General features: G+C 40.0%; 13 protein-coding genes. 5 read left to right on the forward strand and 8 right to left on the reverse strand.

Going from position 1 to position 13,930, the window contains the following annotated elements:
• Positions 1-146: 146 nt before the first annotated feature.
• Positions 147-1,604 carry a hypothetical protein gene (locus GPM24_RS09795; protein WP_158826581.1) on the reverse strand — a complete coding sequence of 486 codons (1,458 nt, stop codon included), beginning with the start codon at positions 1,602-1,604 and terminating at the stop codon, positions 147-149.
• Between the two features lie 46 nt (positions 1,605-1,650).
• Entirely contained in the window at positions 1,651-1,833 is a 183-nt protein-coding gene (locus GPM24_RS09800) for a hypothetical protein (RefSeq protein ID WP_158826582.1), read from the reverse strand.
• 466 nt (positions 1,834-2,299) lie between these two features.
• On the opposite strand from GPM24_RS09800, the gene GPM24_RS09805 reads away from it, so the two are divergent.
• The gene (locus GPM24_RS09805) at positions 2,300-2,515 is read left to right on the forward strand and encodes a hypothetical protein (RefSeq protein ID WP_158826583.1); all 216 of its coding nucleotides are present in this window, start codon (positions 2,300-2,302) and stop codon (positions 2,513-2,515) included.
• Positions 2,512-2,772, forward strand: coding sequence for a hypothetical protein (locus tag GPM24_RS09810; protein WP_158826584.1), 261 nt, complete (start codon positions 2,512-2,514; stop codon positions 2,770-2,772). Before GPM24_RS09805 ends, GPM24_RS09810 begins: the two co-directional genes overlap by 4 nt.
• Positions 2,773-3,031: 259 nt before the next feature.
• Here GPM24_RS09810 and GPM24_RS09815 read toward each other — a convergent pair whose 3' ends face one another.
• The 3 genes from GPM24_RS09815 to GPM24_RS09825 form a co-directional block, all read right to left on the reverse strand.
• The gene (locus tag GPM24_RS09815) at positions 3,032-3,178 is read right to left on the reverse strand and encodes a hypothetical protein (protein WP_158826585.1); all 147 of its coding nucleotides are present in this window, start codon (positions 3,176-3,178) and stop codon (positions 3,032-3,034) included.
• Between the two features lie 400 nt (positions 3,179-3,578).
• A complete protein-coding gene (locus GPM24_RS09820; protein WP_158826586.1) occupies positions 3,579-4,034 on the reverse strand; it encodes a hypothetical protein in 456 nt (151 codons plus the stop codon).
• An 868-nt stretch (positions 4,035-4,902) separates the two neighbouring features.
• Entirely contained in the window at positions 4,903-5,337 is a 435-nt protein-coding gene (locus GPM24_RS09825) for a winged helix-turn-helix transcriptional regulator (protein ID WP_233268775.1), read from the reverse strand.
• Positions 5,338-5,457: 120 nt separating this feature from the next.
• Between GPM24_RS09825 and GPM24_RS09830 the strand changes: the two genes are divergently transcribed.
• From GPM24_RS09830 to GPM24_RS09840, 3 genes are all read left to right on the forward strand, one after another.
• Positions 5,458-6,354: an SDR family oxidoreductase gene (locus tag GPM24_RS09830; RefSeq protein ID WP_158826587.1), complete on the forward strand. Its 897-nt coding sequence runs from the start codon at positions 5,458-5,460 to the stop codon at positions 6,352-6,354.
• Between the two features lie 204 nt (positions 6,355-6,558).
• A complete protein-coding gene (locus tag GPM24_RS09835) occupies positions 6,559-7,554 on the forward strand; it encodes a zinc-binding dehydrogenase (protein ID WP_158826588.1) in 996 nt (331 codons plus the stop codon).
• Positions 7,555-8,097: 543 nt separating this feature from the next.
• Complete coding sequence (locus GPM24_RS09840) at positions 8,098-9,399, forward strand: DEAD/DEAH box helicase (protein WP_158826589.1); 1,302 nt, start codon at positions 8,098-8,100, stop codon at positions 9,397-9,399.
• A gap of 42 nt (positions 9,400-9,441) precedes the next feature.
• On the opposite strand, the gene GPM24_RS09845 is transcribed toward GPM24_RS09840, so the two are convergent.
• From GPM24_RS09845 to GPM24_RS09855, 3 genes are all read right to left on the reverse strand, one after another.
• A complete protein-coding gene (locus GPM24_RS09845; protein WP_158826590.1) occupies positions 9,442-9,666 on the reverse strand; it encodes a VF530 family protein in 225 nt (74 codons plus the stop codon).
• A gap of 230 nt (positions 9,667-9,896) precedes the next feature.
• Positions 9,897-11,666, reverse strand: coding sequence for a family 43 glycosylhydrolase (locus tag GPM24_RS09850; protein WP_233268777.1), 1,770 nt, complete (start codon positions 11,664-11,666; stop codon positions 9,897-9,899).
• A 281-nt stretch (positions 11,667-11,947) separates the two neighbouring features.
• The gene (locus GPM24_RS09855) at positions 11,948-13,894 is read right to left on the reverse strand and encodes a glycoside hydrolase family 97 protein (protein WP_158826591.1); all 1,947 of its coding nucleotides are present in this window, start codon (positions 13,892-13,894) and stop codon (positions 11,948-11,950) included.
• Between the last annotated feature and the right edge of the window lie 36 nt (positions 13,895-13,930).

The following is a 13,930-nucleotide window of genomic DNA, read 5'->3' on the forward strand; positions in this document are numbered from 1 at the left end:
CGTCTTAGCTTTTACCCGTCTGCATAAAAAAACTACTTTGCCACTGGGGACTTATGCTTTGTTACTGACCTGTAATTAAGTTTGTTAAATTAAAGCAAGTTGCACGTATAAAAATTTGCCAATGCACCTTTATAATCTTGAAAGATCTATAATTTACCTTCCGGGTCCAATCTTAAAAGCAATACCTCGGGCCTTAAATCGTATCCTATATAGTTAAGTGTAGCACCACAAACAACAAAGCCTTCCTGTGTATATTTTACGTCTCTTGGAAGTTCTGTACCATATTGATTCTGCCAAAGAATGCCCCCTTGTTTATCCATTTTTATAAGTGTCAAGTAATTACTAGGAGTAGCAAAAGAGGGGATATATTGACCACAGACAATGTATCCAGTCGGTGTAAAGTCAAAATTATTTACCGCAACATCACCCGAAGGTTTGAAATCAATAGTAGTGATAATGGCACCATTCGTTGAAATCGTAGTTAATTTGGGATGATAGCTATAGCCATATGTATAAGAAAGAATGGTTAAGTTTCCTTCTAGTGATGCCTTTATTATTTGTGCGCTATTTGTACCAGGCTGCAGGAAGCTTTTTTTCCATAATATATTACCTTGAATATCCAATTTAGCATAGTAAACCTTATCACCAAACCCTTCTTTTTCATCTGCATGGTACTCGCCGATCACTATAAATCCGTTATCATTAGTTTGAATAATAGACTTAGTATTTGTATAAATACCTTCGCTATAAAGAAAACTTTTTTTCCAGATGAGTTTACCATCAGCTGTAAATTTACAAACGAGTGCGCCCTCATCATTGTGACCGCAAACGATTATAGTATTGTCTTTATTAACTGATAAGCTTTCTATTATCAGCTTAGAACCTGTTAACTCAAAAAAGTAGTCCCAAATTTTGTGTCCGGCTTCATCAACTTTCACTATTGCCGAGGAGCCATTTACTACAAATCCTCCGTCTGACGTCTTTGCAACCGTATAGCGGGGATGCCCCAGAAAATTATAAAAGCGGTTGATATACTGGAATTTATTCGACCAAATCTCTTTACCGAATTTATCAACTTTTGTTAGCGTTATTACTTCATAAAAGAAATAATCCCCTTGGTCTCCCGGGCCATATCCTGCAATTACATAGCCTCCATCATCTGTTGGTACGAAGCTGTCACCTAGCCCATTAGGGGTCGCTTTGTAAGTTTTATAGAATTTTAAGTAATATTTTAACGTTTTGAAGTTGAACGATTGTGATTTTACATTACCCGAATGATCTTTCAATTCGATAATTCCCTGATAATCCGTTTCAGATTTTAAGTCCTTAATGATGTAACGAGCTTCCTGCTGATTTTCCGTTAGGGTTTTATTATTTAATACAACGGAATACTTAAGATCATCGCTTTGTTTAGCACCAGTAATAGCTAGTGTAATAATTGCGGAAGTATCAGTGATAGAACCAACATTAACTGTAAAGCTAAAAGTCGGTGTAGGACTTACAGGTGTATTTTGAGTTTCAGGAACACTGGGCACTTCTTTCTTTGAACATCCGCATATAAGCAACACTAACGACAGGTACAATAAAGTGAGGTAATTTGACAATGGTTTTCGGTTTAAGTTGATAAAAATAACGCAATCTATTATTCACCTACTGATTTGCGATCAACAAATGCACGAAGTCGGCCGAGTTTACATCAGTTTGATACTCCCGAACGGCGACACCTAAGCTAGCGGTTAAGTTTAATTGCTTTTTTGACTGAACTACCCAGCCGCAGTTTATAAGCTGTTCATCGATATGATCGCGTGCAATTTGTTCAGGGTTCTGGTTCATTAGGAGTGCAACAGGTTCAGATGTATAAATGTAAGACTTGTTATGTAAACTAAAAAAGTTGCCAACTAATTTTTAAAGCAGGAAACGAAGATTTTTTATCTTAGTGCCTTAATTTACTTTAACGGATAAACAAGTTTAATAGTTAGTTATTAAAGGCCTTTGGCCTGATTTAGATATTGTACTAAGCGAAGTATTGCTGCCCGAATTACGACCTCGAGATACAGACAAATACAAAGCCTATAGTACGCCGTCATGGCGTGGCTGTATCTTTGTGTCTGTAGGGCGTCGTAACCCTGGGTAGCGCATTGATATTAGTTGCGCCATATTTTTTTACACCCATAAATTACGACAAATGAAATCTATTTACTTTTTCCTTGCAGTATTACTGCTAACCTCCTGCGTGATGCAGCGAATCAACACCGATGCCTTAACACTGGACATGAACTAGCAGCAAGCCATCATCGCCATGCATCAAAAATCTGACGGTGTAGTGTATGCCCAGCAATCAGAATCTGGCGATAAAAAGATGGAAGTTGTACAGTTTAGCCAATACGCCGTTAACCAGACTGTGCTAGACCGCTTTTGGTTGGTGTTTATTAATGATAAGCTGATAGAATGGCGTCGTGTAATGCCTGGACAAAAGCCGGATGTGACTGTTGAAATGAATATCAATAAGCAATGAAGCGTGCAGGTTACATTATAGCTGCCATTCTGCTAGTGCTGGTGGTAACAAACCCGAGTATCAGGGAATTTGAGTCTCACGAAAAAGGCGGTCATGCTAATGCGAGTGAATTTGGTAGAATTCATAACTACTTCATCTGTTCTATATACCAATCCAACAATGCGGACTACCGCAGGAAATACTTTGCCATACTGGGTAACTTTTATGAAATAAATACCCGGAAGCTGTATAATCCTAATAAAAGTATACTTGAGTAGTCTATAAGTTGAACGTGAAAAAGGTAACGCAAAACTGCTTTGCAATTAGATAAAATGAAAATAGACGATTTAACGCTACTATCCTCTCCATAACTGCAAGTAACAGGATAGTAGCTTTTTACCAGATACCGAAAGGCAATAAATAGCAGACTTTCCCTGGCTGGCTGGCCGAAGAACCTCAAAGGCATTTAGCCTAACAAGCTTTCGAATTGTCCTCCTTGCCTGTTGAATATTCATGTTGGTGAAATGCTTATACGTCTCAGTGGCTGTAAACAAAGGTAGCTGGACTGGCAAAAGCAACAAACTCTAAGTCGGCGCGGTTTAAGCCCGTTTGTTTTATAAATTCGGCTTGTACTCTGCGCTGATGAGACAGAGTGTAGATTAATAGTTGTTCGTTTGTATCCATGCCGTCAACTCTGTTAGATAGATAATCTTTTGTCTAAGTTTTAGCCTTACGTTTTGTCTCCTTAGGTACTGCTTTATACTGTTTAGTAATTATTAAATTCAATAACTAAATGATTTGCTTAGGCTGAATTACACTATAAGTAATTTAAAGTGCACCACCTATGCGGTTAGGGTTAACTACTATTGAGGCCGGGGGCTTACCTCGTATTTTGAAACCAAGTTTTACTTACCGGGTGGGTGCAGTTTTATTCAAATTTTGCTAAACATCATGTCATTAACGACACTTGTGTAGCTACCATGAACAAGAAACTGAAATGCTTAAGCGAGGGAACGATTTTATATAGTATATGAATGGTAAAAACGTTCCCTTTCTGCTACTTCTAGATCAACCGGCATAATCGTTAACAATTTATGATTTCGAGGTCTTTTTGTTGCAGAAGCATACGAGTAATCGCTTTTAGCTTTTGCATGCCTAATCGGTCAATTATTGACGTAAATAACGGCTTATATTTGTGTTTTTGCTTTCTTGAAGCCTGCCCCCAGTACCTTGGATTAATATCTATCTCATATATCTTAAGCTCTGCGTTTGTCAAAAGCTTTGTATTTATTTTTTCGGTAACAACAGTTTCCTCAAAACAACGCATTAGTTCTTGAAGGCACTTCTCAGCAAAACCCCTTTTCATCAATTCTGATAAGAATAAAATACCGCCCTTGATGATATTAGTCATTTTAACCACTTTCTTCTCAAACCTCAGTATGTTTATAGGCTGGCTATATTGCAGCCCCTTATTATATATTTTGATTTCGTACTGAGACAGAGGCGCGCGCATCCCTCTACCTTTCCGTTTCGTTCTCATGTTTTCAAAAGGAGTGTAAGGAGAGCAAGCTGACCTCTACATTCAGGAAGTGACGCTTCATTAATTAATTATTCTCCGCGATGGATCCACATATACTTCTTACCGTTCTAGGTTATTAGACCGCCAGCTAAGGATGTACCATCCTACTCAGAACAAACATTGATGGTCCTATCGCTTAACTTCCTTTTGACACTTTCGACTTTATGTCATCACTGTCGGACTCTGCCTGCTACACAATAGCAGTTGTGTCACTTTTGTCCCGATTGCCCTGGTCAGTTTGCCGCGAAATGTAGGGTCAGCTTAAAGCGGAATGGAATGGTCACTTTAACCAAAATCTTTAATCTTGAAGATGGCAGGTTCTCCAATCTATACCTCCGCATGGATGCCGGACACCAGTACATACTGGATAGCATCGACTAGTGCAGTAACTGGTTTTTGACAAAGGTTAGCCTAAGTGTAATTCAAAAACGGATCACCCGTTATAACAGTAAGCACTTATCAAAACCTTCTTTATGCAGCCTGTTTAGGCTAACATTAGACAGGCACGGTCGCCAGTGGTAACACTAATGGCAATCCTCCCGCGCGGAACCGATAATGGTTGTGATCATTTGGCGCGCATCCTATTTACTCCACGTATCCATTGCTATGTGAACAGAGGGGTAAACACTGAAATATAAAAGTAAACAAAGAACGGAAATAAAGGCGCTTCCACTCTAGTAACTAATTGTGGTTAAGCAAACGTCTCTTTTTTAACATATCACATTCCCATATATTAAAAACTTGATGGTTTCATGCACAATGTATTTACCAAGCAAAAAAGACTGTCTTAAAAAATCAGATAACATCTTTCCATTTGGTATATCCTATTTTAATTGTGGGCATTATCGTTTGTCAGTAGCTTATCCATTATATTTCTCAAAAATTTCGTCTTGTTCTTTTTCACTTCTTTGAGAAAGGGTGAAGATTCTTCTGCGTCGGATACATATTTCCTGCCCCAAAGGGCTATTTCAATCAAAGCTGGTATTAAATCTACGCCTTTTTGGGTCAACTGATAAAGTCCTTTTACCTTATTATCCGGATAGGGTAATTTGATAATGATGCCACTCTCCTCCAGCACCTGTAATCTGTTCGCTAATATATTCGTTGCTATCTTTTCCGCCGACTTTGTGAAATCTCCGTAAGTACGCGTTTTATGAAGCATCAGATCTCTTACAATTAACAGCGACCACCTGTCTCCGAAGATATCTAATGATGAACTTATAGGACAATCCGAGCGCTTTTTAGTTAATTTCATATTTTCCATTATTACTACTTGCAATTTGAAAGTAATTTAATAACACAATGCTTGCAATTGAAAAGCATTATTTTACTTTTGCACTTGCAAATCAAAAGCAAATTTAATGATTTTTAAATAAAAGAAAAGATGACAAACTATTCAAAAGCTCCTCAAGGTCAAACAATTCTTGTAACCGGGGTTACCGGTTCAATTGGAAAAGCAACGGTTGAGCATTTACTAAAAAAAGGAATTTCTGCTAATCAAATCATCGGGTTTTCCCGAAAAAAAGAACAAATTGAAGATCTGGCAACCAAAGGCGTTGAAGTTCGTTTTGGTGATTATTCTGATTATGATTCGTTAGTGCATGCGTTTGAAGGCATTGATAAAGTCATGCTGACAAGTGCGGTCGCCTTTACCGACCGGTCTACCCAACATTATAATGCGATTACCGCCGCGCGTCAGGCTGGAGTCAAACACGTGGTGTATATGGCAATAATGCGTAAAGAAGGTTCAGGACGTGTTATGCCGGAAATTACCGAGTCGGATCTTTTTACGGAACAAGTACTTAAATCTTCAGGGCTTGCTTACACCGTTGTATACCACCCGCCTTTCACAGACGTTTTATCGTTTTACTTTGACCCAAATCCTTATGAAAACGGCATAAAAGTTCCTGCAAACAACGGAAAAATGGCACCTGCAACTAGGGATGAACTAGCGGAAGCCCACGCCGAAATTCTATCTACGCCGGGACACGAAAATAGAATCTATTCCTTAGGCGGCAGCAATCTTATTTCGTTTGCTGACGTTGCCAAAATTCTTGCAGAAGTAAAAGGACAACCTGTTTCTTTTACCACTATTACAACGGAAGAATATATTGACGGGATAGTTGCCAAAGGTGTTCCCCGTCATGTCGCCGAATTTATAACGAGTTGGGTAGTGGCAATTGAAGAAGGTGAATTCGAATACCAATCAGGTGATTTGGAGCGGTTATTAAGTAGAAAGACGAAAACTTTCAAGGAGTACATACAATCAACGTTGGCTTAGAACACCTGCGGATTGGCCTAAATAGGATGGCAGGGAATTCACCTTTTAAGCCACTCTGCTTCAATTTATGAAAATATAAAAATCAAAAAGAAGATATGTAGTTGACCCCGGCAACTTAAAACGCCAGGTTAGATAACTGATCTGGAACAGCATTGTCCGTATTAAACTGGTTAGCTACCCTATCAATTTTAAATAACATTTTTTATGAAAGCATTAATTTATCGTCAAAAAAACAGCTTAGACGACTTTGGAATCAAATTAGAAGAAGTAGCGAACCCGGAAATCAGGGAAACAGACATTTTGGTCCGTGTCAAAGCGTTCGGAGTTAATCCGGGCGAGGCATTTTTCAGAAGGGTTTTAGATGCACCTGAAGGTGAGTATCGTATTTTGGGTTACGAATTTAGCGGTGTTGTAGAACAAGTGGGAATAAAGGCAACAGGCTTCAGTGTAGGTGATCGCGTGTTCGGTTTAGGTGACACGACAAGACAAGGCGCTTATGCCGAGCTAGTAGCGGCCGACTACCGATCAACAGCTAAGATACCTGACGTTGCTCCTTTTGATCACGCAGCGGCAGCTCCGGTAGCAACTATGACCGCTTACCAGTCATTATTCCGTTTTAACGATGCCCTACCCCCCGATGTTAAAACAGTTTTAGTTTTGGGTGCTGCAGGAGGTGTAGGGTCAATGGCCATACAGCTATTAAAAGCAAAAGCAGGTGTAACTGTCATCGCAACGGCTTCCAAACCTGAATCGCAAGGATGGGTAAAAGAACTTGGAGCAGATATTATCGTCGATCACCATGCTGATGTAGTAAAACAACTAAAGGATGAAGGAATTGACCAGGTTGATTTTGTATTTGCCGTTAATGGGCTAAAAAGCGCTATATCCTGGCTTCCGGCTGTGATTAAACCATACGGATATCTGGCGACAATTGAGGGCGTTAACGGAATAGATCTTTCGCAGTTAATGAACAAATCTGTAACTGTTTTCCTGGAGATGGTTTTTTCCAAAACGCTTTTTGGTGTAGACCAAGAAAGTCAGGGAAATATACTTCGGGAATTAATAGGACTTGTAACCAATGGCAAGGTTAAATCGCCGCTCAAACAAACACTTACCGGTTTAAGTGAGGATAATATTCGTCAGGCGCATACCATGCTGGAACAGGGCAACACTGTAGGAAAAATTGTTGTGAATATTTAAGGCGAATAATAATAAAAAACAACCTTCCTTACTTTAGAATTGAATAAGGTCAGAAAATATTTTGGCAACTTTTAAGGATTAAAAGCTAAAGAAGATTGATTGCTCATTGCCTTGAACCACTTGCATATTCATTGGTAATGTTCAAAGCCCAATGAATATACCACGTCTCTTACAAATAAGCTGAGATAGTCACCTCTACTGCTTTCTCCTGATTGAAATGCTAATTATATTGAAACTTTTACGGCAATATTGCGCATACACCATTTCTAATTAGGAATGTCAGCTTTGCCGGGCTTGCACCAGCTTGCTCAGAAGTTCAACACCACAATAAACCCCGTATTGTTAAAAACTTAAATTGAAAATTTTTATTTTTTAACAGCATAATATTATAAACCTGATTCAGGCTAGTACATTACGACGCTGATATAAGCTTAACTAAGTAATATTAAGATACTTTTATAAACCAATTTGAGCCGACAAGCTGAAATGCGCCTTAAAAAGGATAAATTTGCTGCCCCTATGGGGGTATTTTAAACATAAGGTATGGCGTGGTTAGATAAATTTAAGCTGAAGAAAGGTTTAATACAATCTTTAAATGAAGCAGGTTTTGTAGCTCCTAAAGAAATTCAGCAAAAAACATTGGCGCGTATTAACGGCGGTCAGGACGTAATAGCGGTTGGCCCCGAAGGTTGCGGCAAAACCACTACCTATATATTAGCCACGCTCAACAAGTTTAACTATACCCCCGATGGTGTGCCGAAAGTTTTGATATTGGTGCCCGATAAAGAAAAGGTAGAAGAGGTTATTGCTAAAATAGGTCAGCTCAATAAAAACAAAACGCTTTCGATAGTTCCTTTATTTGCTGCCCCAGGCATAGAAGCCCAGATGGATGCCATGGCCGATGGTGCCGATATTGTAGTTGCAACACCTGATAGGGCACGTGCTATTTACCTAAAACTTGGCTTGGATGTAAATAAGATAGAGCTGTTGGTAATTGATGATGCTGAATTGATTGTTAAACAAGGCTTACAATTACCCGTTGCCGAACTGGCCGATAGCATCCCTAAATGCCAACACCTTGTTTTTACCGAAGTAATGCATGAGCGTTTAAATAAAATGATAACGCCATTTATGAAACAACCGGCCACCGTTGAGGTTGAAGAAACAGGTGAGCCACAGTTTGATATGCTTCCACAGATACTATACCTGTTGCCTAACTTTGGTACCAAAGTGAATTTGTTAAACCTGTTTATGCAGGATGAAGACCTGTTTACCAAAGTAGTACTGTTTGTGAACACCCGCCCAACGGCCGAAAAACTTTACAAAAGCTTGCACGACCGCAAAAGTACCGTTGCTTTGTTAAACCCATGGTTTATCGAGATGGATGGTTTTGTATCACTACAAGAGTTTAAGAATTCCGCTACCCGCGTATTAATTGTAGTTAATGATGAAGAACAGAAACTGGAACTGGAAGGTATCCCGTTCCTGATTCATTTTGAATTACCGGTTGAAAAAGAAACTTATATTGACCGCATAATTGATGCGTCGCCGGATGTTGAAAACGAAACTATGGCCATTACGTTCGCCATTGATCTTGAACTAACTGCGGTAAAAAAAATTGAGCAGGCTACTGGTCAAAAAATCCCATTGGGCGAATTGCCGGAAGAATTGATTGTTGAGAAAGAACGTAGTTTTGCAGATATGGCCGAAAAGAAAGCTGCTAAAGCAAAAGCAGATGATGATGCTCCCGGAGCTGCATTTCACGAAAAAAAAGCCAGCAATGCCAAAACTTACAATTACAGGGCCGGTGTAAAAGCCAAAATGAACAATAAGAAAAAGCATTGATAGTAGATAAGCTCCTATGGACCACTGTCCATTAATATTTATCTAAACTTTAAACAAGGTGGAAACATACAGGTCTTCTACCTTTTTTCTTGCCCAGTCGGTTTTGCGAAGAAACGTTAGGCTTGATTTAATGCTCGGGTTGTCATTGAAACAATTAATGCGAATGCGAGCCCCTAATTCAGGCCATCCGTAATAAGCTACCAGTTCATTCAATATGGTTTCTAAAGTTTTACCATGCAGTGGATTGTTGGCTTGCTGTTGCGTCATCTACAAAAGTAATATAAATAAAGAAGCGTATTTGTTGTCAGGTATTTTAAACAGCTCCAACAACACGGATATCGTTGAAGTAGCAATTCCAGGCGCCAGGCAGCTTACCTAGGTAGAGGGGATGTTATGAGTCAATAAACTGATGAATTTAAACTTATTTAAAAAATTGCTGTAATTGCCACGCTCTATTATTTGAAAGTCCATCACTACAGTTGCGGTTTACTGAGAGGTTACTTTTTAACAAATCTCCACCAGTCAAACTCAAACAAGTGTCCATTGCCTCCTTTAAAAACTAGGTAAACGTCATGCAGTCCCTTAGTACCACTCACACTGGCCGAAAATATTTTCCAATTACTAGTACCGTTCGCTGGCTTAATTTTGCAGGTGGCTGCTAAAATACCGTCTGGCTTATCTAGCCTGATTTCAATCACGCCACCTGTTAAAGCTAACGCCTCGGCTTGAAATGACTGAGCTCCCTTACCAAAATACACACTCCTGATCTTAATGTAATCGCCGTTATCAATATCAGTAACATATTCACCTTTCCCTTTAGCGCTGGCTATTTCTATGCCTTCTTCCCAGGCTATAGTTTCGGCTTCAACCCGGGTGTAAGGGTTCAAATTACTTACTGATTTTTTGACCGCAGTTGCTGTAGGTTCAATTCTGGGGATAGAACCATCCTTATTAAATTTAAACTCTTCAACGCAAACAGAGCGGTTAAAACCGCCCCCTCCTGGCAAATCACCATTATGATAAAACAGGTACGACTTTCCTTTATAATCTACCAAACCGGGGTGATTGGTAAATGCGCCACCTTTGCCTATTACTGCCATAATGGTGTCGCGGTACGTCCAAGGCCCTGTTGGGCTTTTGCTGGTTGAGTAAGCCAAATGTTCAGGAACACCGCCTGCAGGGTACAACAGGTAATACAAACCTTTACGTTTATATAGCCAAGGGCCTTCTTCATAAGTGGTAAATCTCTTTTCTGTTGAATTTACTGTAGACTTGACCTTGTCCATAAACCAAGCCTTTTTATCTGACGGAATAGTTTCAATACCGGCAGAGGAATTGTAAGAAATCATATCCTGATTTAGCCTTACCTGCCACTGAACCGGGGTTCCCCAATTTAGCCAAACCTGTTTATCATTGTCTTCAATCACCGTCGGATTAATATGCTCGCCGTCTGTATGTTCGGTTATCAGCGGTTTTCCCAGCACATCATGGAATGGCCCTATTGCTCTTTCGCCTACAGCTACCCCAATTACTTTTTTTTGGGTTGCTTTATCAATAGCTGCTACATACCAGTAATACTTATTATCAACCGCATTTTTAACACTGTGTGATTCCAAACCATCTACAGACTGCGCCCAGGCAAATGTTTTGTGAGCATCTACAATTCGAAGCTTAAAACCTTCCTCAGTCAATGGTACTTTAACAATGCCTACGCTTTGATCATAAGACACCATGTCTTTATTAAGTTTTACATAATAAAGATGCGGGTTGCCCCAGTATAAATAGGCTTGCCCGTCGTCATCAATAAAAACAGATGGATCAATATAACCCCACCCTCCTGAAATCATGGGTTTACCTAATGCATCCTTGAATGGCCCTGTTGGGCTATCAGACACCGCTACCCAAATTGACATGCCTCCATTTTTAGCGTTTACCGGCACATACCAGTAAAACTTACCGTTTCGGGGTATGCACTGTCCGGCCCATGCATCTTTGGAAGCCCAACTGAAGGTTTTTAGCGATAAAGCCATACCCCTGTCTGTCCAATTTACCATATCTGTAGTAGAATACGCGTGCCAGTCGTTCATGGTAAACCAGGTAGATTTATCTTCGTCATGCCCCGCGTATAGAAATAAGGTATCCTTGAAGACCATCGGAGCCGGGTCGGCGGTATAAATGGTTTGAATAATTGGATTTTGCGCTTTGATTAATAAAGGCAGCGTTAATAACAACAAAAAATTTAAAGTGATATGTAAGCTTTTATACATAAATAATACTTTTTAAATGTCGATATATTTATAGGTTACACGATCTATACTACAACTGCTGTAAAAAGCAGCACAGGTTTATGCCTGAATGTTAGGTTTACGATGGCTAAGGTAGATTTACAGCTTTCCTTCTAATGGCACTTTCGTTTAAACAAATCGTAAAGAAGTTTAAATACATATTGCTGCCTTACTTTAACTTATCCACTTAGTATAAGAATAAAAAAAGCCGGTTTCGCATTTTTTGCTAAAATGAAACCGGCCGACATGAAATAACGGTCTTTTTAATGATTAGTAATTACTAACCCACCATTCGGCTGCATCTGTAGTTCCACCATACCTGATGACTTGATGCTTAATTCGGTCATGGAGGTTAGCTTGCTCGCATCATCTGCATATAGTCTAACTTTCTTTCCGCCGAGCATCGGCAAGGCTGCTTTAACCTTTATTGGCTCTTTTGTAGCATTAGCCCCGGCTACATACCACTGATTGCCATGACGGCGTGCAATGACACAATACTTGCCCGGATAGCCGTCGATATAAACCGTTTCATCCCAGGTAGTAGGAACTTTTTTCATGAAATCAATTTCAAATGAAGGCACATCGGTTAAGTTATTGGGCGTAAGCGCAAACATCTGCACCGCGTTTTGGAACAAAACTGCGGTTGCGAGTTGAAAGGCGTCAGTAGTTAGTCTCTTGTTACGTCCAGCATTACTTTTAACCAGGTACTTGTTTAAAACAACACCGCCAAACTCCATACTGCCAACAGTATTTCGTATAAAGGGATGCATAGTGGCATTGTAAGCCTCGGCAGCTCTTATCCCGTCTGAAAAGACAAGCATTTCGGATGCTAAAACCGCCTCGGCACCTACAAAGTTGGGATACATCCGTTCCCAGCCCCGCGGCAAGGTAGTGCCATGAAATATAATCATCAACCCAAAATCATTGGCGTCAGAAAGTATGTCTTCATACAATCGCATAGTTTCTTGTTTGTCGCCACCAAAAAAGTCAACTTTTAACCCTTTTACACCTATTTCGTGTAGCCACCGCATTTCCTTTTTTCTTTCAATAGCCGTGTTCATTTTATTTCTGGGTCCTTGCGGCGCATCGTTAAACGTGCCATTAGAATTATACCACAAAAAAACATTTACATTTTTTGACTTCGCATAATCTACAAGCGCTTTCATTTTGGCTTTACCAATATTCTTATCCCATAAGGCATCAATCAATATGTACTCATAATTTAGGGTCGAAGCTAAATCAATAAATTGCACCTGTTCATCATAATTCATGCTGTTATCCTGCCATAAAATCCAGCTCCAGGTTGAACGGCCAAACTTATAATCCTGCGAGGCTTCGTATAGTGGCTCTACCACATCAAAAGGTATAGTGGTTTCTACAATTGGCTTCAGGTTATCGCCCAACGTAATGGTACGCCAGGGCGTTACGCCGGGTAAAGCTATAGCTGCACCAGTACTGCCGAATCCATTGTTTTGCTTAGGGCTGGGGTACTCAACGGTATAAGTTCCGTCGGTTGATGGACTGCTCAGGTGCGATGCGCAGTACAAGCTATTAACACCCGTTTCTGAAACTAAAACCCACCCCTTGTTGCCCACGTGGAATAGTCCGGGAAAGATGTAACCTTCTTTGCGTTGGGCAACCTTATCCATGGGCTTGTCGGCCTCATACATACTTTCGTAGCTGGGCGCGGTTCGGGCAAAGCCTGTCATGGGTTGCATCATGCCGGATAAGAATGTGGTGGTGGCCGATGGAAATTTAAAGCCGGTAGCCTCACTTTCCATAACGCATGACCGACGCTCACCCCATTCGGGGAGCTCATAGCGAAAGGCGATATTGTTATTACTCACCTGAAACACAACAGTGAATTTGCGTTGTTGAACGTTAGCAAACGTACAAGACAACAGGTTTGCCTGATAATTTACCTGAGATTTCTTGATTCGTGTTTGTGAATATGATTTTTGCACCAGGCTGTCTGCCTTACTTACTAATTGAATACCTGCTGTAAAATCGCCTTCGCTTGATTTAAAACCCAACGGAGAATCTTCGAGCATGGTAATACCCTTGTAGGTTACATTGTACATTGGTTTGCCGTTGCGCACTACCACATTTAGCTGTGTTTGCTTGTCCTGGCTTTTCACCGTAACAGTTTGGCTGTATACCTGCGTAAGTAAACAGTTAACGCTAATTAAAAGGATTGTAAAAAATCTCATATTTGATGATTGTCATTATGTATGCTTGCACAAAAA

The sequence above is a fragment of the Mucilaginibacter lacusdianchii genome, assembly GCF_009770985.1.
In the GTDB taxonomy this organism is placed as follows: Bacteria; Bacteroidota; Bacteroidia; order Sphingobacteriales; family Sphingobacteriaceae; genus Mucilaginibacter; species Mucilaginibacter lacusdianchii.